We start from the raw sequence: 22,788 nt of genomic DNA on the forward strand, positions 1-22,788 counted from the left end.
GCTCCTGGCGGAAGGACATGGGCTTGATGCCCACCATCTCCGCATCATCTGCCCCTGCAACGCCCCCCAACACTCCCGGAAGTCATAGCCCGGCGGAGTCATAGCCCGGTTCGGGCGGCTTCCTGTTGTGCGCGTTCGGCGATCATCGCCCGATACTGCCGCGGTGCCATGCCGACTTCCGCCTTGAACTTGCGGGTAAACGCACTCTGGTCGCTGAAGCCACACGCTTGGCCAATGCTGGCCACACTGTCCTCGCCGTGCAGCAGATGCAGTGCGATCTGGATGCGCAGGCGCGTCAACACTTGCTGCGGCGTCATCTGGAACACTTTGCGGAACGATCGCTCCAGCTTGGACAGCGAGAAGCCGGTGATGTCCAGCAAGGTCTGCATGCGCACGTTCTCGGCGTAATGCGTATTGAGGTAATCCAGTGCCAGCCGAAGCGGTTCGTATTGGGATTCCAAGCCGCCACGCTGGCCGAGGTCGCGCGAGATGCCTATCAATCCGACCACCTTGCCGTTCTCGACGATGGGCCGCTTGCAGGTCAGGCACCACCCCGGCTGCTGGTTGGGGAACAGCTGCAGCTCCATCACGTTCTCGATCACCTCGCCGGCCAGCACCCGCGCGTCCTGCTCGGTATAGGCTTCACTCATACCCACCGGGTACAGCTCGTCGGCGCGCTTGCCGATGGCGTCGTTGCGTGACTTCATGCCAAGGCGCTGCATCATCGTCATGTTGACGTGGGTGTAGCGGCCATCGATGTCCTTGGCAAAGAACAACACACTCGGGATGGCGTCGAACAGCGCTTCAATTTCGGCAGGATCAATACGCATCGGGTCAGTCAGGCTGGCAGCGGGGGGCGTGCCCAGCCATTCTAGCCAGCCCTGCCCCTGTAGTGCCGACCCATGGTCGGCAAGGGCATTATCGGTAACGCCCCTTGCCGACCATGGGTCGGCACTACGGGTTGGCCTTGTCGGTCATGCCCGAAACGACAACGCCCCGCTTTCGCGGGGCGTTGTCTGTTACATCACGGCGCGGCTATCAGCCCCACGGATCCTGCAGGATCATGGTGTGGTCGCGGTCCGGGCCGGTCGAGACGATCGACACCGGGCAGCCGGCCAGTTCTTCCAGCGAACGCAGGTAGGCGCGCGCGGCCGGCGGCAGCTTGTCCCACTCGGTGATGCCGTGGGTGTTTTCGCTCCAGCCCGGGAACTCCAGGTACACGGGGGTGCACTCTTCCCAGCCCTGCGCATCCAGCGGTGCGTATTCGGAACGCTTGCCGCGGTATTCATAGGCAATGCAGACCTTCAGCTTTTCCATGCCGTCGAGCACGTCGAGCTTGGTGATGCACAGGCCGGAGATACCGTTGATGGCCACGGCGCGCTTCAGCGCGACGATGTCCATCCAGCCACAGCGACGCGGACGGCCGGTCGACGCGCCGTACTCGGCGCCACGGTCACGAATGCCCTGGCCGATTTCATCGTCCAGTTCGGTCGGGAACGGGCCACCGCCAACGCGGGTCGCGTAAGCCTTGGCAATACCCAGCACGTAGTCGATGGCATCGGCGCCAACGCCGGCACCGGCCAGTGCGCCACCAACGGTGGTGTTGGAGCTGGTGACGTACGGGTAGGTGCCGTGATCGATGTCGAGCAGAGCGCCCTGGGCGCCTTCGAACAGCACGCGCTTGCCCTGCTTGCGCAGGTCATGGCAGATGCCGGCGACGTCGGACTTCATCGGCTCGACGTATTCGCCGAAGGCCAGTGCTTCCTGGTACACGGTGTCGAAATCGACCGGCTCCACGCCCAGGTACTTGGTCAGCACGAAGTTGTGGTAATCCAGCGCGGCACGCAGCTTTTCAGCCAGCTGTTCCGGGTAGTGCAGGTCGGCGATGCGGATGCCGCGACGTGCAACCTTGTCTTCATAGGCCGGGCCGATGCCGCGACCGGTGGTGCCGATGGCCTTGCCACCAGCGGCCTTCTCACGCGCCTGATCCAGGGCGATGTGGTACGGCATGATCAGCGGCGCTGCCGGCGAGATCTTCAGGCGCGAACGCACTTCGACGCCAGCCGTTTCCAGCTCTTCGATTTCCTTGCGCAGGGCGGCCGGGGAAATCACCACGCCATTGCCGATCAGGCACAGCGCGTCGTCGCGCAGGATGCCTGACGGAATCAGGTGCAGGACGGTCTTCTTGCCGTTGATGACCAAGGTATGGCCGGCGTTGTGACCACCCTGGAAACGCACAACTGCACCGATTTCCTCGGTCAGCAGATCGACGATCTTGCCCTTGCCTTCATCGCCCCACTGGGCGCCGAGAACGACAACTGATTGACCCATGACGGGTAACTCCTGAGTTTGCTGCGGCCATCGGGGCCGCGGACGGGGCCGTGCGCTGCGCTGCGGTCCGCCATCATGGACGCCCCATCGGGGAGCATCCGGCAAACGCCAGGGCCATACACGGAAAAAGCCGAACGGGGCACTCCAGGAGGAGTAAGCCCGACCGGCTTTTGTGGATTATCCGGGTTTTGTCTGACAGCTACCACCCCTGCGAGTACAGCTTGGTACGGGCGTCAGGGTTTGGTTCAGTGGCGGACCCACCAGAGGACGGCCAGGCCGATGAACAGCGCCGCTGCGCCCATTCCGCGCAGGGATGCAGCAGGTTGATCCAGCATCTGCGCGGCCATCCGCTTCCACGCCAGCGGCGCGATGAACAGGAACAGGCCTTCGATGATGGCCACGAGGCAGAGGGCAGAAAAGAGGTCTTGCATGCGTCAGAGTCTTCAAAAACCGGGTAGTGCCGAGCCATGCTCGGCAGGAGCATTACCGGGACAACCGAACCTGTAGTACCGAGCCATGCTCGGCAGGAGCATTACCGGGATAACAGTTGTAGGAGCGGCGTCAGCCGCGAAGCCGGCAGCAACGAAATCACGGGCTTGGCTGCAAACTGATCAGGCCCGGGTTTGGCGGCTTGTGCTGCTGCCAAATAGTGCTTGGAAAGCCCCTGCCGAGCATGGCTCGGCACTACGGAGCGAGAAGCTGGCCTCACCCCAACCCCTCTCCCGCAAGCGGGAGAGGGGCTAAAGAAGGGGCTAAAGGTCAAGCGATCAGCGATCGCTCTTCATGTACTGCAGGAACGGGTCGTTCTTGTCGAGCACGATCACGCCGTTGCCGTCGGTCATCGAGGCGCGGTAGGCCTCGAGGCTGCGGTAGAAGGCATAGAACGACGGGTCAGCCGAGCCGGCCTTGCCGTAGATCGAAGCGGCCTGGGCGTCGCCCTCACCGCGCAGCTGCTGCGCATCGCGCTCGGCTTCGGCCACGATCACGGTGCTTTCGCGGTCGGCCTGGGCGCGGATGGTCAGCGACTGCTCTTCGCCCTCGGCGCGCAGCTTGGCGGCCTCCTGCTTACGCTGGGCGCGCATACGCTCGTAGACGTCGGCAATCACCTGGCTGTCGGTCGGCAGGTCGATCTGCTTGATGCGCAGGTCGATGATCTCCATGCCCAAGGCGGCAATCGCCTCGTTGATCGACTTCAACTGGCCGGCAATCAGCTCGCCACGATCACCGGATACCAACGCCTGCAAGGTGCGCGAGTTGATCTGGTTACGCAGCGAGTCGGTGATGATCGGCGCAAGCCGGGCATTGACGATCTTGCTGTCGCCGCCGGTGGCGCGGTAATAGGCGCGCACGTCGGAGATCTTGCCAATGGCGAAGAAGTCGACGCTCACGTCCTTCTGCTCGGCGGTGAAGTAACGCGCCGGGGCGGTATCCAACACCTGGAAGCGACGGTCGAACACGCGCACGGTTTCAACCAGCGGCACCTTGAAGTGCAGGCCCGGCTTGATATCGGCACGCACCACCTTGCCCAGGTTGAGCACCATGGCGGTCTGGTCTTCACGCACCACGTAGACCGAGCCCAGCAGGCCCAGCAACACTGCGACGATTACGCCGATAACGACTGAATTTTTCATCGGCCGGCCTCCTCACGCGATGCCGAGCGCGAGACCGAACGGTCCGCGTTGCGAATGCTGTCGGTTGCCGCCGGCAAGGCCGGTGCCACCATCTCCGGGGTCAGCTGCGGGGCGTTGCCGGTCTTGCTGGCATCGGCCGGCATCGGCACGTAGATCAGCTGACGGCCATCGCCGCCGATGACCTTGCGGTTCTCGGCCAGCACCTGCTGCACGGTCTCCAGCCACAGGCGCTTGCGGGTGACTTCCGGCGCGTTCTTGTACTCGCCCTGCAACAGGGTGAAGCGGCGGGCGTCACCTTCGGCGCGGGCGACGATGGCCTGCTTGTAGCCTTCGGCGGTAGTACGGGCACGCGAGGCCTGGCCGCGCGCTTCCGGTACAACCTTGGCGGCGTAGGCTTGGGCTTCGTTGATCAAACGCTCCTTGACCTGCTGGGCACCGTTGACCTCGTCGAAGGCCGGCTTCACTTCTTCCGGCGGACGCGCATCGGGCAGGGTCAGGCCGGTCACACTGAGGCCGGTCTTATAGGTCTTCAGCGAGGCCTGCAGGCGCTGCTCGGCGACCACGGCCAACGGACCGCGGTTGTTCAGCACGGTATTCAGGTCGGCGCGGCCAACCTGCTCACGCACGGCGCTCTGCGCGGACTGTTCCAGCATCTGGTCGGCATCAACCGTACCGAACAGATACTCGCGCGGGTCGTCCACTCGGTACTGCACGTTGACCGACACATTGACGATGTTCTCGTCGCGGGTCAGCACCGGCACGTTGCTGCTGAAGGTCTTGATCTGGGTCGCATTGACCTTGACCACCGATTCCAGCGGCCACGGCAGCTTGAAGTTGGGGCCCGGCTGCAGGATGCGCGAGTACTCACCGAAGCGCAGGACCACGCCACGCTGCTGTTCGCCGATCAACTGGAAACTGGAGAACAACAACAGCAGACCCAATGCGACCAGCACCCAGCGCCAGATACCGCCATCAAACAGGTCGCGCAGCGGACCGGGCAGTCCACCACCCCAACCTCCGCCATTGCCGCCACGTGGCGTACGCGGCGCGCGGTTGTTGTCCGCACCACCACCGCTGTTGCCGCCGGGTGTATTCCAGGCCATGCATGCTCCATCTGTAAGGGCCAGGCTGCGGGGGCTCCCGCCAAGGACCTGACCATCTATCGAATCCCGATTCTAACAAGGCAGACTCTGAACAGGTTCGGGGCTACCTGAACGGAACGTTTTGCCCGCCAATCAGCTAGCCAGGCAGCTGATCCAGCGGTGCGAGCCCCAGCCAAGACGGGTCCCGCGGTATCCGTGCAGGCCCATCCCGGCACCTGCTCTGATCAGGAATAAGGGCAGACCAGCGTTTTCACAACAGTTATGGTTGCACTCCCCCGTTCCGACGCAGGCCTACCGATGTCCCATACCGCCCCGTTCACCGCCTTCCGCATCCACAACGACGACGCGGGCTACCGCAGCGGTCCTGAACAAGTGGACCTGGACCAGCTGAGCCCGGGCGAGGTGGTGATCCGCGCCCGCTGGTCGTCGGTCAACTACAAGGATGCGCTGGCCGGTACCGGCAAGGGCAAGATCCTGCGCCGCTTCCCGCTGATCGGCGGCATCGACGTGGCCGGCGAAGTGGTCGCCTCCAGCGACCCGGCCTTCCGTGAGGGCGACCAGGTCCTGACCACCGGCTGCGGCCTGAGTGAGACCCGCGACGGCGGCTACAGTCAGTACGTGCGCCTGGAATCCAAGTGGGTGATCCCGCTGCCGGCCCAGCTCAGCCTGCGCGAAGCCATGGTGCTGGGCACGGCTGGCTTCACCGCCGCGCTGGCGTTGCTGCGCATGACCGACAACCGGCAGACGCCTGCCCATGGCCCGCTGGCCGTCACCGGTGCCACCGGCGGCGTCGGCTCGCTGGCGGTGGACATCTTCAGCCAGGCTGGCTACGAGGTGCATGCCATCAGTGGCAAGGCCGAGGCGGCCGACTACCTGACCGCGATCGGTGCCAGCCAGATCCTTGGCCGCGATGCCCTGGCCACCACCCGGCCAATGGAATCGGCGCGCTTTGGCGGTGGCCTGGACAATGTCGGCGGCAGCATGCTGACCAGCCTGCTGGCGCAGACCAGCCCCTATGGCAACGTGGCTTCGGCCGGTCTGGCCGCTTCCGGCGAGCTCGACATGACGGTGATGCCCTTCATCATCCGCGGCGTCTCGCTGCTCGGCGTAGCCTCGGCCGGCACTGCCCGCGACATCCGCGAGCAGGTCTGGCAGCGCCTGGGCAGCGACTGGAAGCCGCGCCACCTGGACCGTATCTGCACCCGCGAAGTCGGCCTGGACGGCCTGCCCGAGGTGTTCGCGACGATGCTGGAAGGCAAGTCCTTCGGCCGCACCGTCGTAAGAATTGATTGACGGCGGTCACATGAGTTCCCCGGCGTGAAGGCCGCGACTTCACGCCGGCGGCGTGCCAGCACTACACTGCCGCCACTACTTGGGGAAAAACATGGCGCGTATCCTGATCGTCGACGATTCACCATCGCAGTTGATGGGCATCCAACGCATTGTGGAAAAGCTGGGGCATGAGATTTTCACCGCAACTGATGGCGCCTCTGGGGTAGAGGTTGCCAAGCAGGTGCTGCCGGACCTGGTGTTGATGGACGTGGTGATGCCGAACCTCAACGGGTTCCAGGCAACGCGCACGCTCAAGCGCGAGGCTACCACGCAGCACATCCCGGTGATTCTGGTTACCACCAAGGATCAGGACACTGATCGCTTGTGGGGCATGCGCCAGGGTGCAAAGGCGTACATCACCAAACCGTTTACCGAAGACGATCTGTCGGCGGTGATCGCGCAGGTGTTCAGTGCCGAGGCGCCACCGGTTGGGTGAAGCTGCTTTCTTGGGGAAAGCTGTTTGGGAAGGCGGGCTTTGCCCGCCTTTCTTGTTTTTGGTTATTGGGTTTGCTTTGGGTTTGCTTGTTAGAAGCTTGCCCTCACCCCAACCCCTCTCCCGCAGGCGGGAGAGGGGCTCGGATTGCTTGCGCTCGTAGTGCACTAGCCCCTCTCCCGCCTGCGGGAGAGGGGTTGGGGTGAGGGCAAGCTTCTAGCTAAAGATATAAACCAAAGAAAAAGAAAAGCGGGCAAAGCCCGCTTCTCTTCAACAGCAACAGCGCAAACCAAACCGCACTCAGTCCTCGCCAAACGCCTTGGCCAGGTCCTTGTACGCCTTGCGCTGCTCGTCATTGGTCGCCACCGGCGCAATCACTTCCAGCTCCACGATCTGATCGCCATCGGGCTTGCCCGGCAAACCACGGCCGCGCAGGCGCAGCTTGCGGCCACTGTCCGAATCAGCCGGCACCTTCAGCTCCACCGAGCCACCCAGGGTTGGCACGCTGATGCTGGTGCCCAAGGCAGCCTGCCACGGCGTCACCTGCAAGGTGTACAGGATATTGAGGCCATCAACTTCGAATCGCGGATGCGAGGCGTACTCCACCTCCAGCATCAGGTTGCCACCACCACTGCCCTGCCCGCTCAGGCGGATCACCTGGCCCGGGCGGATACCCTTGGGCACGCGTACGTCGAGCTGGCGGCCGTCCACGGTGATGCGCAGGCTGTCGCCGCTATATGCAGCCTCCAGCGGCACCGACAGCTTGGCGCGGGTATCGCGCATCGGCTGCGGGCCGGCACCACCGAAACCCGGGCCCGGACGCCGTCCACCCGCACCCGCGCCACCGCGCTGGCGGGCAAACAGACTCTCGAAGAAGTCGCTGAAACCGCCGTTGGCATTGCCGCCGCCGAACACTTCCTCGAAATCAAAGCCCTGCCCGCCGCCAAAGCCCGGCGGCGCATTGAACTCCTCGCCCGGACGGTAGCCCTGCGCGCGCAATTGGTCGTAGGCCTTGCGCTTGGCCGGGTCGCGCAGCGCCTCGTAGGCCTCGTTGACCGCCTTGAATTTCTCCTCGGCGCCGGCTTCCTTGCTGACGTCCGGGTGGTACTTGCGCGCCAGCCGACGGTAGGCCGTCTTGATCTCGGCATCGCCGGCGCTGGGTTCAACCCCAAGCGTGGCGTAGTAATCCTTGAATTCCATCCTCACACCTCTGAAAAAAAGCTGGCCCGACACCTTGCGGCAACGGGCCATCGTGCAATCGGCAGGCGCCGTGGGCCCATTCTACCGGGCCACGGCGCCTGCGCAGGTGGAAGTTCACTCACGCCATCAGGCGTTAGGCTGGCCCTGCACCACCTGGATGCGGCGCGGTGCCGCCTCGCTGCGCTTGGGAATGCGCACTTCCAATACGCCATTGTGGCTGTGGGCAACGATGCCCTCGGCATCGGCGCTGTCCGGCAGCACGAAACGGCGGTTGAATGCCCCCTGGCCGCGTTCGCTGCGGGTCAGCCGCTGGCCTTCGGCCAGTTCCGGCGCGCTACGCTGGCCGCTGATGGTCAACACGCCCTTTTCCATCTGCACGTCAATGCTGGCGGGATCAACGCCAGGCAGGTCGGCGACAACGACAAAGCGATTGGCTTCCTCACGGATATCCACTGCCGGCACCCATGCTGAAGCGGTGTTGTTGGTGACGGTTTCAAGCAATGGCGACAACAGCTGATGAATCTCGGACTGCGTCGGCCACTGGCGGTAACGTACGATGCTCATGATGTCCTCCTGCAAGATATGGGGACCTGCATGCCGGAATGGCGCTGCCTTTCCCATGCACACGACGTATTGTGTGAAGACCGCCTTTTCAAGCTGTTGACGCGGTGCTTCCACCGTCTCTTTAAACTTCAATTCAGCCTAGGAGTCCTGCATGTCCATCAACGTTGGCGATCGCATCCCCGAAGTCACCCTCAAGCGCCTGCGCGAAGGGTTGGAGACGATCGACACCCACGCATTGTTCGATGGCCGCAAAGCGGTGCTGTTCGCGGTCCCCGGCGCATTCACCCCGACCTGCTCCGCCCGCCATCTGCCTGGCTACGTCGAGCACTTCGAGGATTTCCGCAACCGCGGCATCGAGGTGTTCTGCATGGCGGTCAATGACCCGTTCGTGATGCAGGCCTGGGCAAAGAGCCAATCCGTGCCCGATGGGCTGCAGATGCTGTCAGACGGCAACGGCGACTTCACCCGCGCACTGGGCCTGGAAATGGATGCCAGCGCGTCCGGCATGGGCATCCGTTCGCGTCGTTTTGCGCTGTACATCGAGAACGGCGTGGTCCGCGCTACCTATATCGAACAGCCGGGACAATTCGAGGTATCCGGGGCCGAGCATGTGCTCGCCCATCTCCCCAGCTAGGGGTTCAATAGAAGGAAAGGCCAGCCATGAGCAAGCAGCCCGCCGCCAAGTCGACAAGAACAACGCAGTTGGCAGGAATCACCGATCGGAAAACCCTGCGCGCCAACGCGCGCAAGAGTATCGAGGACGGTGCGGTAACACCGACCTACAGCGCCAACCGCACGGCGGTGATCAAACTGCTCAATGACGCGCTGGCCACCGAATGGGTGTGCGTGCTGCGCTACTACCGGCACTACTACATGGCCAAGGGCATGCTCGCCGACTCGGTGAAAGCCGAGTTCCTGGAACACGCGCAGCAGGAGCAGGCACACGCCGCCCTGCTGTCCGAACGCATCGTGCAGCTGGGCGGTGAGCCCGACCTCAATCCGGACACCCTCACCGCCCGCGCCCATGCCGAGTACAAGGAAGGCGGCAACCTGCGCGACATGGTGCGCGAGAACCTGATCGCCGAGCGCATCGCCATCGACAGCTATCGCGAGATGATCAACTTCATCGGCGACAAGGACACCACCACCAAGCGCATCCTCGAGCAGATATTGGCGCAGGAAGAAGAGCACGCCGATGAGTTCGCCGATCTATTGGAAGGCTGGATCGGCGAGTAAGCCTGAGACTTGGTAGCGCCGAGCCATGCTCGGCTGGAGCCTTACCGGCAAACCCAAAGCTGTAGAGCCGAGCCATGCTCGGCTGGAGCTTTGCCGGCAGCCCCAAGGTTGTGGGAGCGGCGTAAGCCGCGAAGCTGACACTGCTGAAATTGCAGGGATCTCTGCAACCTGATTCATTTGTTGCTTCGCGGCTTACGCCGCTCCCACAAGCGCGGATTGTTTGGAAAGCGTCTTGCCGAGCATGGCTCGGCACTACGGGGGTATTGCTTGGAAAGCCCCTTGCCGAGCGTGGCTCGGCACTACAGGGGATTGCTTGGAAAGCCCCTGCCGAGCATGGCTCGGCACTACATGGCAGTTAGTTCGCTACGCGGAAGCGGACACGTGTCCATGCGCCGTCGGCTGCCAATGCCGTCAGCGTGTGTTCGCCGGCATCGTTGAAGTCGCGAGTGAAGGTGCGGGTGCCCTGGGTCTGGGCGATCCAACGGCCGTCGAGCAGCCATTCAATCGTGGACTCGCTGCCCAAGGCACGCAGCTGCAGGCGCGGGCCGTGCTGGGCGCCCGGCGGTCTAGCCAGCGTGGCCAGGTCATTCAAACCTTCGATGTGCAGCACGCCATCGGATTGCCGACCGTCATCGGCGCAGTCCGATGCCAATGGCGGCAGGCTTTGCGCCTGTCGCTGCGCCACGGTCAGCCACGGCGAGGCCATCGCCGGCCAGCGCGCGATCTCGCGATCCTCTATCTGTGGATGGCCTTCGCAACCAGGTGACAGCCGTTGGCCAGTCTTTGCATCCACCTGGAAGCGCATGCGCCCGGATTGCCATAGCCGCGCTTCGCGCTCAGGAAAGCTTGGTGGCACCACGCCGTCCAACACCCAGGCGGGGAAGCGGCGCTGGCACATCGCTGCTGGCGTCTGCTCGGCGGCGATGCCCAACGGCCAACAGATCTCGACCTCGCTGACGCTGTCCGGCCGTGCGCGCACTGCATTGTCAGCGGCCTGGCGCGGCAGGCTGTCGATGACCTCAAACATCAGCGGCAAGGCCGTCACCGCGCCGTATTGGCCCGGCAGCGGCGTCCCATCCGGACGACCAACCCAGACGCCAACGGTATAGGAGCGGGTGCTGCCGATTGCCCAGGCATCGCGGTAGCCGTAACTGGTGCCGGTCTTCCAGGCCACGCGCGGGCGATTGCCGGTATCGAAAGTGCCTACTCCGTAACCGGGGCGCGGATTGGACTCGAGCACATCACGCACGATCCACGCCGCTCCAGGCGATATCAGTCGGCGCTCGATGCGCGGGTCTTTGGGCGTGTAGCGAACGCGCCCGGCGATGCCCTCGCGATTCAAGGCCGAGAACGCACCTACCAGATCCTCCAGTCGTGCTCCGGTGCCACCAAGGATCAGCGCAAGGCTGGGCTGGGTGCCGTGCGGAAAACGCAGATTGATGCCAGCATTTCCCAGCCGTGCGGCAAAACGTGAGGGACCAACCCGATCCAGCAGATCCACCGATGGCACGTTCAAAGACAGCCGTAATGCGGTGGCCGCACCGACCGGACCGTTGAACGCCGCATCGAAGTTGCCCGGCCGGTAGCCGCCAAAGCTTTGCGGCGCATCGACGATCAGGCTCTCCGAATGGATCAGGCCATCGTCCAGTGCCATCCCGTAAAGGAACGGCTTGAGCGTTGAACCCGGCGAGCGCCAGGCCTGCACCATGTCCACGTGACCCAATCGGGCCTTGTCCGCAAACGTAACCGAGCCGACATAGGCGCGCGCCTCCAGCGTGCTGTTGTCCATTACCAACAGTGCGGCTGATGTGCGCTCCGGCAGTTGTGAGAAATAGGAAGAGACACGTTCTTCCAGCGTACGTTGCAGACCGCTGTCGATGCTCGTTTCGATCTGCGGTACACGCGGGTATGTGCTGCGCATGCGCTGCGCCAGCAAGGCGGCATGCAGGGGCTGCTGCAGCGAACGGGCTACCACCGGCTCGATGCGTGCGTCGGCTACGTCATCGGCCGACCACACCTTGAGCTCGGCCATGCGTGCCAGCACCTTGTCGCGGGCGCGCTGTGCAGCCTCGGGATGTCGATCAGGGCGCAGCCGGCTGGGGGATTGCGGCAGCACCGCCAGCAATGCGGCCTCGGCTTGTGACAGATGCGTGGCCGACTTGCCCAGATAAGCCCAGCTGGCGGCTTCCACGCCTTCGATGGTGCCACCGTAAGGCGCGCGTTCCAGGTAAAGGTCGAGAATCTGCGCCTTGCTCAGATGCACTTCCAGCTGCAACGCACGCAAAAGCTGTTTCACTTTGCCCCAGGGCGTACGCGTGTGCGGGTCGAGGATGCGCGCGACCTGCATGGTCAGGGTCGAGCCACCGGAGACGATGCGCCGTTCCAGCAGCATCTGCTTGCCAGCGCGTGCCAGTGCCCACGGGTTGATTCCGGGGTGGCGCCAGAACCAGCGATCTTCGTAGGTCAGCAGCGCCTGCAGGTACAGGGGCGAGATGGTTTTTGCGTTCGCCGGGTAGCGCCACACACCTTCGGCATCGGCGAAGGCGCGCAGCGGTGTGCCGTCACGCGCGACCACCAAGGTGCTGGTGTCGCGTGATCTCGGCAGTGGTAGCGGGAATGCCAGGTCCAGCACCAGCAGCAATGTCAGCAGGGCGGCGAGCACCCAGCGCAGGTTGCGGAGCGTGAAGATGGTGCGCAGGCGGGTGCCGACGTGTTTCAGCCGAGGGGCGCGCGCGTTCACTGGGGATGGTTCTTCAAACGTTGCCTGTGGAGCCGGGACGAAATGACTTGGCCGGGGAAGAGCTTACCCCTCCCCAGCCCTCCCCTTGCCTTCGGCAAAGGGAGGGAGCAGGAGCCGATTACGGCTGCACCACCGTGATGGTACTCGGGCTGGAACGGCCCACGCCGCGCATGTCTGGACGGTACATGTCCTCGGCCAACGGCGGCGGCACCATGTAAGTACCCGGGGTGACCGCACGCACCAGATAGAACACGTGCGCGGTGCTGCCACGCGACAGCTTCAAGGCAGCCACGTAGCGGTCGTCACGGAACTCTTCATGCTTGACGTCGGCGGCACTGGAACGGTCGCTGACCTTGACCTCACCCACCACCACGTCGGCCCACTGCTTGGCATCGCCGAGGTTGAAGTTCTCGATCTCCAGGCCGGCCGGCAGCAGGTCGGTCAGCAGCGCATCGGGCATGTTCGAGTTGGAGGTGACGCTGAGCCGCACGATCAAGGCTTCGCCTTCCTTCAACGGACGCGGCGTCCACGGCTTGCCGTCGGTGCCGAACCAGGAACGCTCGATGCCGATCACGCTGTTGTCCGGTGCCGGCGGCTGGCGCGGGATGCCGGCAACATCGAGGCTGGCGAACATCGGTGCCTCGCCCTGCGGCGAGAAGCGTACGCCCTGCGCCAGCTGCGCCATGTCGAACACGCGACCAAAGGCCTTGCGTGCACTGATGTCCTCGACCTTGTCGCCAACCGCCAGCTCACCGGATACCAGCTTCTTCTGGTTGGCCATCAAGGCCTTGCCCAGACGCGCCAGCGCCACCTGCTCCTGCGTGCTCAGCCACATCAGGCCACTGCCGCGACGCACATCCAGGGTGCGACCCAGGTCGATCACGCGCGCGTCGTACTCCGGCTTGGACAGACCGCGCTCGTGCAGCAAGGCGATCATCAAGGCTTCGTCGCGCAGGCGGGTGCCGTAGTCGCCGAAGTATTCCGGGCGGTCGGCGCTGGACTTGGCGAAGCCAGCGGCAATCGCTGCCTGGCCACGCTTGCTGTCACCCTGGATCGCCAAGGCTGCACCCAGATGCACCAGCGACAGGCCGGTCACTGCCTTGCTGCGCTCGTTGTCCCACAGCGTGCGCAGCGTACCCAGCGGTGCGCGGTTGACTCGTGACAGCACATAGCCGGAATAGGCCTGGTTGGCGAACTTCAGGCCATCACGGCGATCACTGCCATAGAACTGGTTGCCACCGCTGAGCAGGTCTTCGCTGATCCGGTTCAAAGCCTTCTGCAGCACGTTCTCGGGTACGGCAAAGCCGGCATCCTTGGCATCGAGCAGGAACTCGGCCACATACGGGGTCAAGGCCGGATTGATGTAGTCGTCATCACCCCACATCGAGAAGTTGCCGTTGGACACCTGCATCGAGGCCAAGCGGCCGAACGCGCCTTCCATGCGCTCACGGCGTACTTTGGCGTCGAGGCCATCAGCACCCAGCATGGCCGAGGTGGCCTCATCCAGCATCAACGCTGCATAGCCCTTGCTGGTGGTCTGCTCGGCGCAGCCGTAGGGATAGTTCAAGGCGCCCTGCAGGGCAGAGGCAAACGGGATCGGCGGCAAGGCGCTGACCAGCATGCGCGCATTGACCGAGCCGCCCATCAAGCCATTGGCGAAGCTGCTGTCCAGGGTGATCGGCGCCAGCGGATCCAGCGTGCGGGTCTGCGAGCGCAGTACCGATGGCCACGCGGCACGCACTGGCAGGTCGTAGCGGCGGTCCACCTTGAAGCCATTGCCGTCCACCCGCACCCGCACCTTGGCTACGCTATAGCCTTCCTGCGCAGTCAGCGGGAAGCTCAGCGTGCTCTTGGCGTCCGCCGCCAGTTGCACCGTGCGGGTCGATTCGCCGATGCCAAGCGGGCCTTCGCCGTCCACACGCACATTGAACTCACCAGGCTTGCCGGTGAAGTTCTGCACGTCGAGGGTGACCGTGCTGCGGTCGCCCGGTGCCATTACCCGCGGCATGCTGGCTTCAGCCAGGATCGGCGCACGCACCAGCGTTTCCACATCGCGGTTGCCGTAACGGTCAGCCGAATAAACCATCGTCGACACCCGCAAGGTGCCGTTGAAGTCCGGTACCTGCAGCTGCACCCGCGCATTGCCCTTGGCATCGAGCGCCACCGGGCCAGAGAACAGGTCCACGGTCTGCACGCGCGCGGTCGGCCGCTTGGCCTGCGGCAAGGCCGCCAAGGCCATGTCACCACCGAACTTCAGCTTGCCGCTATTGCCCTCGAAACTCTCGATCACGCGGCCATAGATGTCATAGGCATCCACGCCCAGCCGACGCTGCGCGAAGAAGTGCCCGGGTGCATCCGGTACCGGGAAGCGGGTGATGTTGAGGATGCCCACATCCACCGCCGAGACGGTGACATGTGCGGGCTTGCCGGCCAGCTCAGGCGCACTGACGGTGACCGTCATCGGCTGTTCCGGGCGCATCTGTTTGGGCGCGACCAGGCCGACCGCAACACGGCGGTCGCGGCGGTCCATAGGCACATGCGCCACGCCGACGGCACGCGCCGGGGTGATCTTGCTGGGCGCACTGCCGCCACGGAACACCAGCGCGGTGATGTAGACATCGTGCCGCTCCCAGTCCTTGGTCACCGGGATTTCAAAGGTGCTGCCCGGCTTGGCATCGATGTCCTGCACGTACAGCATGCGGTCGCTTTCCACCATCAACACGCCACGGCCGGCATGCGGCGGAGTCAGCGTGACCTTGACGGTGTCGCCTGCGCGATAAGCGGTCTTGTCCAGCGACAGCTTGACCTTGTCAGGGCGGGCATCCAGCCCACGGTTCTGATCGTCCCAGCTCCAACCGGCGCGGAACGGATAGCGCATGGTCAGGCCGGTGGCCGGATCGAACACGTCCACCCGGTACTCGCCCCACTCCACCGGGAAATCGAAGCGGGCCGAGGTGGCACCGGCATCGACGGTGCGGGTTTCCTTGTTCTCGAAGCGACGGGTGAAGTCGTAGTCCCAGCGGTTGTCGGTATAGGTCCAGTGGTAGTCGCGCAGCTCGCGCACCAAGGTGATCTTCAGGCCCTTGGCCGGCTGCGGCGTGCCGTCGGCATCCACCCGCATCAGTTCGAAGCGGGCATTGGCATTGGCGTCGGCGCCATCGGCGTCGTTGAACAAGGGACGCACGGCAACCAGTGCCGGGGCCGGCCACATCACCCGCTTCAAGGTGCGGGTAACGGTGCGACCGCCAGTTTCGTAGACACTGCCGGACAGCAGCGCTGCCACGGTGGTGGCCTTGCCCGCCTCGGCCGGCAGCGCAACGTCTTCGCGCAGCTTGCCGTCCTTGGGCAGGGTGGTATCGATCACGTCATTGGCTTCGCGCGGGAGCTGCACGGTCGGGTCACCGAAGAACCAGCCCGGCATCGACTCGACCGGATGCTGTTCCACCGCCACCGCCAGACGCGCGGTGAAGCGGTTGCCGTCTGCCGGCGCGCCATACAGATAGGCGGCGTCGGCCTGCAGCTTCAGCGCCTCACCCGGCTTCAGCGTCTTCTGCGCGCTGTCCAGGTCCAGCTTCATCCGCTCGGGCAGGAATTCCTCGATGCGCAGGGTCATACCCTGCACCGCTTCCTTGCTGGCTGGATCGGTACGGAACTCGACGGTCCAGCGCCCGGTGGGTGCTTCCGCCGGGATGGTCTGCTCGAACGCGAAGTAGCCCTGCTCGCCCGGCTGCAGGCGGGTCTCGCGGAAGGTCTTGCCGTCCGGCTGCTTGAGCCGCAGGAACACCGGCTGGCCGCCGGTGGCCGGCCCGGCCAGGGTCTTGCCGTCGTTGTCGCGCAGCAGAGCGGAGATACGCACGGTCTCGCCCGGGCGGTACAGGTCACGTCCGGACCAGGCAAATACGTCGAAGTTGGCGTTCTGGCGCCCGGCCACGGCGAACTCGCTCAGGTCCAGTGCTGGCTGGTTGAACGGCAGCATGGTGGTGTCGCTGCCGCTGCTGGCAACCAGCACATGGGCGGCATCCAGCGTGTAGTTGAGCAACGCATTGCCGTTGCCATCCGTCTGGCCACGGAGGATGACCTCGCCCTTGCCGTCGATGACCTTCAGCTCGACCTTCTTGGCCGCTGCGCCATCGGCCAGCGAGGCGGTATGGACGAACAGCTTGTCCTTGTAGGCGCGCGTATGCAGGCCGATGTCGCTGACGGTGAAGAACGAGGTATCGAATTCATTGTCGAAACTGCCGGTGCGCTTCATCACCGCGAAGTACAGGCCGGGCTGCTGCAGCTCCTTCACGTCCTGGATAGGCAGATAGGTCAATACCCGCTCGTTCTGCTTGCCGCCAAGCACGAAGCGGTTGACGTAGACCGGCTCGGCCAGCTGGCTGAGCGGGGTCTTGTCGCTGTACTCGCTGTCCAGCTCCCAGCTACCGCGGCGACCGCCGCGCTGGTACTGGCTGAAGAAGGCGGGCAGATCCTTTTCGCGCACGCGCAGGAACTCCACGTCGACCTCGGGCACGTTCACCGAGACCACCGGCAGACCGCGGCTTTCCTTGGACGGCAGCACGCTGCCCTGCGAGGCGAAGCCCACCGCGGGATCCAGCTCGCCAGTGAAGACCTTCTGCTTCACTTCCGTGCCCAACCGGTTGCCGTCGGCGGCGAGCAGGTCGGCCGAGATGATCAGCGTGTATTCCTTGGCCGCCTCCACATAGGGATAGCGCAGGGTCTTGCCGTCATCGGACAGCGACCAGCTGCTGTCCTCGTTGCCGACCTTCTCCTCGAAGCGCAGCAGCTTGTCGAAGTCCTGGGTGCCGACCAGCGGGCGCGAGAACTCCACCGCCAGCGCAAGGCCGTCACCGCTCTTCTGGTCCGGATAGGCACGCAGCATGGCGAAGCCCTTGACCTCTTCCTGCTTGGTCTGGATCGCCTCACCACTGGCGCCGGGCAGCTGCCCGGTTTCGTTCCTGCTGCATCCTGCAACCAAGGCCAGCGCCACCAAGGCGGCCGCAGCCCAACGCATACCCTTCAACATCCTGTTACCCATGGCGTCCTCCCGCAGATCGCCCGAGTATAACCAGCCGGTTGTAAGGGCTTTGTAGCGACCTGCCTTTTACGGACGATTTGTCTGGAAGAAAGGCTGCCGCGCAATACCTGATCCGCGTGAGTCTCCGACACTGGACGAAAGAAAAGGGCCGCTGATCCCAGCGACCCTTTTCTTTTGCTGCCCTTACTGCCCTGGACTGGGCAAGGACTTAGAACGCATCACCCGGTACGCGGACCCAGCCTTCCATCAGGATACGGGCGCTGCGGCTCATTACTGCCTTGGTGACGGTCCATTGGCCATCTACCAGCGCGACCGCGGCACCAACGCGCAGCGTGCCGGAGGGGTGGCCGAAACGCACCGCATCACGCTGACCACCACCGGCGGCCAGGTTGACCAGCGTGCCCGGCACTGCCGCTGCCGTGGCGATGGCCACCGAGGCGGTGCCCATCATCGCGTGGTGCAGCTTGCCCATCGACATGGCACGGGCGTTGAGGTCGATGTCGGCGGCGTGGATCTGCTTGTTGCCACTGGACAGGTAATCCTGCGGCGGCGCCACGAAGGCAACCTTGGGCGTGTGCTGGCGCTTGAGCGCTTCTTCAGGACTCTTGATCAGGCCCATGCGCAGGGCGCCGGCAACGCGGATCGCCTCAAGCTTTGTCAGTGCCGCCTTGTCTTCATTGATGGCCGGCTGCAACTCGGCACCGGTGTAACCGATATCCGTTGCATTGATGAAAACCGTGGGGATGCCGGCGGTGATCATCGTCGCCTGCAGCTTGCCGACCCCGGGCACATCGAGTTCGTCGACCAGGTTGCCGGTGGGGAACATCGCGCCGCCGCCCTCGCCTTCGCCCTCATCGGCCGGGTCGATGAACTCCAGCACGATTTCCGCTGCCGGGAAGGTAACGCCATCGAGATCGAAATCACCGGTTTCCTGCACCTGGCCGTTGGTGATGGGCACGTGGGCGATGATGGTCTTGTTGATGTTGGCCTGCCAGATGCGCACCGCACAGATGCCGTTCTCGGGCACGCGTGCCGGATCCACGTAGCCAGCGTGCAGCGCGAACGCGCCAGCGCCGGTCGACAGGTTGCCGCAATTGCCGGACCAGTCGACGAAGTCGGTGTCGATCGAAACCTGCCCGTATAGATAGTCAACATCGTGATCAGGCTTGCTGCTGGGCGAGATGATCACGCACTTGCTGGTGCTTGAAGTGGCGCCACCCATGCCGTCGGTGTGCTTGGCATAGGGATCTGGCGAACCGATTACCCGTTGCAATAGATGATCACGCGCCGGACCCGGCTGTTGTGTGCTGGCAGGAAGGTCCTCCAGACGGAAGAACACCCCCTTGGAAGTGCCGCCGCGCATGTAGGTCGCCGGGATCTTGATCTGGGGGGGCAGCGTGGTGCTCATGTCATCTCCAATCTTCAACAACGATAAATTTGCTCAACTGTCCTGCAGGCCCAGCCGGGCCACAGTTACAGGCTTTTCGTCCTGAAAAGGATGCCAAGCAGATAGATCGGCGCGGTAACCACCGCGCCCACCGAATCGAGCGGACCGGACTGCTCCAGTGCACGCCCTTCCAACCGCAGGTTCAGCCGCAGCGGCTGCGGCAGAGCCGATGCGGCAAGCAAGGCTTCGCGGTCCTGCAGTTGCACCACGCGCCCGTTGCCTTCGAAGGTCGCGCTGTACAGCTGCAGTTGCCCCGTCGGCAATCCGCAGCGCGGATCAGCGGCGACACGATACGCCCAGGGCTGGTCGCGCATGGGCGTGCGGGTATCCACCTGCAGCGACGTCAGCCGGAACGCTTCGGCTTGGGCCGGTGTGATCCGCGCGGCATCAAGCAACAGCATGTAGCGGCCAAAAACCTGGGGCGCCCCCGCATCCAGCCCGAACCACAGATTGGCCTCCATCCCACCACACAGCACCGCATCCTTCAGCGGGCTTTGTGCCAATGCCTGATAGGCGGCAAAGCCCTCAGGCTTGATCTCGTAATCGCGCGCATCACCGAGCAGATAGATCTTGTCGGGCGATTGGAATGCGCCCCGGATGAGGTCTTGCTGGTTGCGCTTGCCATGCCCACCGGTTGCACAGGCGCAGGTACCCAACAGCACGAGCAGGGACAGCAACAGGCAACGTGGAATCGCAGGTTTCATGAGCGTCTTGGCATGGAGAAGGGGCATCCTGATTCAAGTGCAAGCTGTGAGCATCTGTCAAACGACGACCGGCACAGCCCATCCGTCGCGATTCCCACAACACCGCGGCATGCTCCGCCATGCAGCCGCCGCGACAGGCATACAACCTGCGGCGGCGACGCCAGACCACGAGGCAGCTCACGCTACCTGTGCGCCCTCCAGGAAATCCTGCGCGAAGCGCTGCAGCACGCCGCCGGCCTCGTAGATCGCGACTTCCTCGTCCGAATCCAGACGGCAGGTCATCGGCACCCTGACCACTTCACCGTTGCGACGGGTGATGACCAGGGTCAGATCGGTACGCGGGGTGCGCAGGCCGATCACGTCATAGCTCTCGGTGCCGTCGATGCCCAGCGTGTTGCGATTGGTACCCGGCTTGAATTCCAGCGGCAGCACGCCCATGCCGATCAGGTTGGTGCGGTGAATCCGCTCGAAGCCTTCGGCAGCGATCGCCTCCACGCCGGCCAGACGCACGCCCTTGGCCGCCCAGTCACGCGAGCTGCCCTGGCCGTAGTCGGCACCGGCAATGATGATCAGCGGCTGCTTGCGCTCCATGTAGGTCTCGATCGCTTCCCACATGCGCATGACCTTGCCTTCCGGTTCCACCCGCGCCAGTGAGCCCTGCTTCACGCTGCCGTCTTCGTTGCGCACCATCTCGTTGAACAGCTTGGGATTGGCGAAGGTGGCGCGCTGCGCGGTGAGGTGGTCGCCGCGGTGGGTTGCGTAGGAATTGAAGTCCTCTTCCGGCAAGCCCATCTTGGCCAGGTATTCACCGGCGGCGCTGGACAGCAGGATCGCGTTGGACGGCGACAGATGGTCGGTGGTGATGTTGTCCGGCAGCACCGCCAGCGGCAGCATGCCGCGCAGCGTGCGCTCACCGGCCAATGCACCCTCCCAGTACGGCGGGCGGCGGATGTAGGTGCTCTGCGGGCGCCAGTCGTACAGCGGGCTGACCTTCTCGCCATGCTCGACGCGGACGTTGAACATCGGGTTGTAGACCTTGCGGAACTGCTCCGGCTTCACCGCTGCCTTCACCACCGCGTCGATCTCGGCGTCGCTTGGCCAGATGTCTTTCAGGCGCACTTCCTTGCCATCAGCATCCACACCCAGCACGTCCTTCTCGATGTCGAAGCGCACGGTACCGGCAATGGCATAAGCAATCACCAGCGGCGGCGAGGCGAGGAAGGCCTGCTTGGCATACGGATGGATGCGGCCATCGAAGTTGCGGTTGCCCGACAGCACTGCGGTCGCGTACAGGTCGCGATCGATGATCTCCTGCTGGATCTTCGGGTCCAGCGCGCCGCTCATGCCATTGCAGGTGGTGCAGGCGAAAGCGACGATGCCGAAGCCCAGCTGCTCCAGGTCCGGCAGCAGACCAGCCTCTTCCAGATACAGCTGCACCGCCTTGGAACCCGGCGCCAGCGACGACTTCACCCACGGCTTGCGGGTCAAACCACGCGCATTGGCATTACGCGCCAGCAGCGCGGCGGCAATCACATTGCGCGGGTTGGAAGTGTTGGTGCAACTGGTGATGGCGGCGATGATCACCGCGCCATCCGGCATCAGGCCTTCGGCTTCCTCGCTCTTGCCACTGAGCAGTTTGGCTTCGTCGGCAATGCCGCGCTCAGCCAGATCCGACACCGGCAGGCGTTTGTGCGGGTTGCTGGGGCCGGCCATGTTGCGCACCACGCTGGACAGGTCGAACTCAACAACGCGTTCGTACTGCGCGGTTTCCAGTGCATCCGCCCACAGACCGGTGGTCCTGGCGTAGTTCTCGACCAGCGCGATCTGCGCCTCTTCGCGGCCGGTCAGGCGCAGGTAGTCGATGGTCTGCTGGTCGATGTAGAACATCGCCGCGGTTGCACCGTACTCGGGGCACATATTGGAGATGGTGGCGCGGTCACCGATGGTCAGCGCTGCAGCGCCCTCGCCGAAGAACTCAAGGTAGGCGCCAACCACACGTTCCTTGCGCAGGAACTCGGTGATCGCCAGCACCACGTCGGTGGCGGTGATGTTCGGCTGCGGCTTGCCGGTCAGCTTGACGCCGATAATGTCGGGCAGGCGCATCCACGAGGCGCGGCCCAGCATCACGTTCTCGGCTTCCAGACCGCCGACACCAATGGCGATGACGCCCAGCGCATCCACGTGCGGGGTGTGGCTGTCGGTACCAACACAGGTATCCGGGAAGGCCACCCCGCCCTGCTGGTAGATCACCGGCGACATCTTCTCCAGATTGATCTGGTGCATGATGCCGTTGCCCGGCGGAATCACATCGACGTTCTCGAAGGCCAGCTTGGTCCAGTCGATGAAGTGGAAGCGGTCTTCGTTGCGGCGGTCTTCGATGGCGCGGTTCTTGTTGAACGCATCCGGGTCATAGCCACCGCATTCCACTGCCAGCGAGTGATCGACGATCAGCTGCACCGGCACCACCGGGTTGACCTTGGCCGGATCGCCGCCCTTGTCGGCGATGGCGTCACGCAAACCAGCAAGGTCGACCAATGCGGTCTGGCCAAGGATGTCGTGGCAGACCACCCGCGCCGGGAACCAGGGGAAATCGAGGTCGCGCTTGCGTTCGATCAGCTGCTTGAGCGAATCGGTGAGCGTGGCCGGGTTGCAGCGGCGCACCAGGTTTTCGGCCAGCACGCGCGAGGTATACGGCAGCGTGGCATAGGCGCCGGGCTGGATGGCATCGACTGCGGCGCGCGCATCGAAGTAGTCGAGCGCACTGCCTGCGAGGTGTTTGCGGTAATCGGTATTCATGGCTGGCCTGTGAGGGTCTGGGCTTGCTGGTATTGCGGTGGATTGCTACGCGGATGCCTGCGATTGCAGCAATCCCACAGCAACACATGAAATCTGGCATTTCCCTTCTCCCGCTTGCGGGGGAAGGTGCCCGAAGGGCGGATGGGGGGAGCTCTTGCTCTCGCTTGAGCTCCAGCTTTGCTTCGCTTTTTTCTACGGGCTTGAAGCGGGCTGTACGTGCTGGAAGCTTTCCC

16 protein-coding genes are annotated in these 22,788 nt (G+C 64.1%); 4 read left to right on the forward strand and 12 right to left on the reverse strand.

Annotation, left to right across the window (positions count from 1 at the left end):
- Nucleotides 1-98: 98 nt before the first annotated feature.
- From Q5Z11_RS14650 to hflK, 5 genes are all read right to left on the reverse strand, one after another.
- Entirely contained in the window at nt 99-830 is a 732-nt protein-coding gene (locus Q5Z11_RS14650; RefSeq protein WP_303747083.1) for an AraC family transcriptional regulator, read from the reverse strand.
- A 208-nt stretch (nt 831-1,038) separates the two neighbouring features.
- The gene (locus Q5Z11_RS14655; RefSeq protein ID WP_282273389.1) at nt 1,039-2,331 is read right to left on the reverse strand and encodes an adenylosuccinate synthase; all 1,293 of its coding nucleotides are present in this window, start codon (nt 2,329-2,331) and stop codon (nt 1,039-1,041) included.
- A 245-nt stretch (nt 2,332-2,576) separates the two neighbouring features.
- Nucleotides 2,577-2,762: a DUF2065 domain-containing protein gene (locus Q5Z11_RS14660; RefSeq protein ID WP_303747084.1), complete on the reverse strand. Its 186-nt coding sequence runs from the start codon at nt 2,760-2,762 to the stop codon at nt 2,577-2,579.
- 336 nt (nt 2,763-3,098) lie between these two features.
- A complete protein-coding gene (gene hflC, locus Q5Z11_RS14665) occupies nt 3,099-3,962 on the reverse strand; it encodes a protease modulator HflC (RefSeq protein ID WP_303747085.1) in 864 nt (287 codons plus the stop codon).
- The gene (gene hflK, locus Q5Z11_RS14670; RefSeq protein ID WP_303747086.1) at nt 3,959-5,065 is read right to left on the reverse strand and encodes an FtsH protease activity modulator HflK; all 1,107 of its coding nucleotides are present in this window, start codon (nt 5,063-5,065) and stop codon (nt 3,959-3,961) included. The genes hflC and hflK overlap by 4 nt, the downstream gene beginning before the upstream one ends.
- Nucleotides 5,066-5,362: 297 nt before the next feature.
- Here hflK and Q5Z11_RS14675 point away from each other — a divergent pair, with 297 nt between their 5' ends.
- On the forward strand, nt 5,363-6,358 hold the full coding sequence (locus tag Q5Z11_RS14675; protein ID WP_303747087.1) for an oxidoreductase: 996 nt from the start codon (nt 5,363-5,365) through the stop codon (nt 6,356-6,358).
- Between the two features lie 91 nt (nt 6,359-6,449).
- On the forward strand, nt 6,450-6,833 hold the full coding sequence (gene pilH, locus Q5Z11_RS14680; RefSeq protein ID WP_062166594.1) for a twitching motility response regulator PilH: 384 nt from the start codon (nt 6,450-6,452) through the stop codon (nt 6,831-6,833).
- 297 nt (nt 6,834-7,130) lie between these two features.
- Here the strand turns inward: pilH and Q5Z11_RS14685 are convergent, their stop codons facing one another.
- Together Q5Z11_RS14685 and Q5Z11_RS14690 are read right to left on the reverse strand one after the other, a co-directional pair.
- The gene (locus Q5Z11_RS14685; protein ID WP_303747088.1) at nt 7,131-8,030 is read right to left on the reverse strand and encodes a DnaJ C-terminal domain-containing protein; all 900 of its coding nucleotides are present in this window, start codon (nt 8,028-8,030) and stop codon (nt 7,131-7,133) included.
- Nucleotides 8,031-8,156: 126 nt separating this feature from the next.
- A complete protein-coding gene (locus Q5Z11_RS14690) occupies nt 8,157-8,594 on the reverse strand; it encodes an Hsp20/alpha crystallin family protein (RefSeq protein ID WP_303747089.1) in 438 nt (145 codons plus the stop codon).
- Nucleotides 8,595-8,745: 151 nt separating this feature from the next.
- Here Q5Z11_RS14690 and Q5Z11_RS14695 point away from each other — a divergent pair, with 151 nt between their 5' ends.
- Together Q5Z11_RS14695 and Q5Z11_RS14700 are read left to right on the forward strand one after the other, a co-directional pair.
- A complete protein-coding gene (locus Q5Z11_RS14695) occupies nt 8,746-9,228 on the forward strand; it encodes a peroxiredoxin (RefSeq protein WP_296253510.1) in 483 nt (160 codons plus the stop codon).
- A gap of 26 nt (nt 9,229-9,254) precedes the next feature.
- The gene (locus Q5Z11_RS14700; RefSeq protein WP_303747090.1) at nt 9,255-9,830 is read left to right on the forward strand and encodes a ferritin-like domain-containing protein; all 576 of its coding nucleotides are present in this window, start codon (nt 9,255-9,257) and stop codon (nt 9,828-9,830) included.
- A gap of 355 nt (nt 9,831-10,185) precedes the next feature.
- On the opposite strand, the gene pbpC is transcribed toward Q5Z11_RS14700, so the two are convergent.
- The 5 genes from pbpC to acnD form a co-directional block, all read right to left on the reverse strand.
- The gene (gene pbpC, locus Q5Z11_RS14705; protein WP_405051702.1) at nt 10,186-12,549 is read right to left on the reverse strand and encodes a penicillin-binding protein 1C; all 2,364 of its coding nucleotides are present in this window, start codon (nt 12,547-12,549) and stop codon (nt 10,186-10,188) included.
- A gap of 139 nt (nt 12,550-12,688) precedes the next feature.
- Nucleotides 12,689-17,608, reverse strand: a complete 4,920-nt coding sequence (locus Q5Z11_RS14710; RefSeq protein ID WP_405051606.1) for an alpha-2-macroglobulin family protein — start codon at nt 17,606-17,608, stop codon at nt 12,689-12,691.
- A 208-nt stretch (nt 17,609-17,816) separates the two neighbouring features.
- Nucleotides 17,817-19,016 (reverse strand): 2-methylaconitate cis-trans isomerase PrpF, encoded by a 1,200-nt coding sequence (prpF, locus tag Q5Z11_RS14715; protein ID WP_303747091.1) that lies wholly within the window; start codon nt 19,014-19,016, stop codon nt 17,817-17,819.
- 65 nt (nt 19,017-19,081) lie between these two features.
- Nucleotides 19,082-19,732, reverse strand: a complete 651-nt coding sequence (locus Q5Z11_RS14720; RefSeq protein ID WP_303747092.1) for a hypothetical protein — start codon at nt 19,730-19,732, stop codon at nt 19,082-19,084.
- 204 nt (nt 19,733-19,936) lie between these two features.
- Nucleotides 19,937-22,555: a Fe/S-dependent 2-methylisocitrate dehydratase AcnD gene (acnD, locus tag Q5Z11_RS14725; RefSeq protein ID WP_303747093.1), complete on the reverse strand. Its 2,619-nt coding sequence runs from the start codon at nt 22,553-22,555 to the stop codon at nt 19,937-19,939.
- Nucleotides 22,556-22,788: the final 233 nt, after the last annotated feature.

Source organism: Stenotrophomonas sp. 610A2, assembly GCF_030549615.1.
GTDB lineage: Bacteria > Pseudomonadota > Gammaproteobacteria > Xanthomonadales > Xanthomonadaceae > Stenotrophomonas > Stenotrophomonas pigmentata.

Coding starts and splice junctions, on each gene's coding strand:
- Q5Z11_RS14650 (WP_303747083.1), bottom strand. CDS start 830: ATGCGTATTGATCCTGCCGAAATTGAAGCGCTGTTCGACGCCATCCCG.
- Q5Z11_RS14655 (WP_282273389.1), bottom strand. CDS start 2,331: ATGGGTCAATCAGTTGTCGTTCTCGGCGCCCAGTGGGGCGATGAAGGC.
- Q5Z11_RS14660 (WP_303747084.1), bottom strand. CDS start 2,762: ATGCAAGACCTCTTTTCTGCCCTCTGCCTCGTGGCCATCATCGAAGGC.
- hflC (WP_303747085.1), bottom strand. CDS start 3,962: ATGAAAAATTCAGTCGTTATCGGCGTAATCGTCGCAGTGTTGCTGGGC.
- hflK (WP_303747086.1), bottom strand. CDS start 5,065: ATGGCCTGGAATACACCCGGCGGCAACAGCGGTGGTGGTGCGGACAAC.
- Q5Z11_RS14675 (WP_303747087.1), top strand. CDS start 5,363: ATGTCCCATACCGCCCCGTTCACCGCCTTCCGCATCCACAACGACGAC.
- pilH (WP_062166594.1), top strand. CDS start 6,450: ATGGCGCGTATCCTGATCGTCGACGATTCACCATCGCAGTTGATGGGC.
- Q5Z11_RS14685 (WP_303747088.1), bottom strand. CDS start 8,030: ATGGAATTCAAGGATTACTACGCCACGCTTGGGGTTGAACCCAGCGCC.
- Q5Z11_RS14690 (WP_303747089.1), bottom strand. CDS start 8,594: ATGAGCATCGTACGTTACCGCCAGTGGCCGACGCAGTCCGAGATTCAT.
- Q5Z11_RS14695 (WP_296253510.1), top strand. CDS start 8,746: ATGTCCATCAACGTTGGCGATCGCATCCCCGAAGTCACCCTCAAGCGC.
- Q5Z11_RS14700 (WP_303747090.1), top strand. CDS start 9,255: ATGAGCAAGCAGCCCGCCGCCAAGTCGACAAGAACAACGCAGTTGGCA.
- Q5Z11_RS14710 (WP_405051606.1), bottom strand. CDS start 17,608: ATGGGTAACAGGATGTTGAAGGGTATGCGTTGGGCTGCGGCCGCCTTG.
- prpF (WP_303747091.1), bottom strand. CDS start 19,016: ATGAGCACCACGCTGCCCCCCCAGATCAAGATCCCGGCGACCTACATG.
- acnD (WP_303747093.1), bottom strand. CDS start 22,555: ATGAATACCGATTACCGCAAACACCTCGCAGGCAGTGCGCTCGACTAC.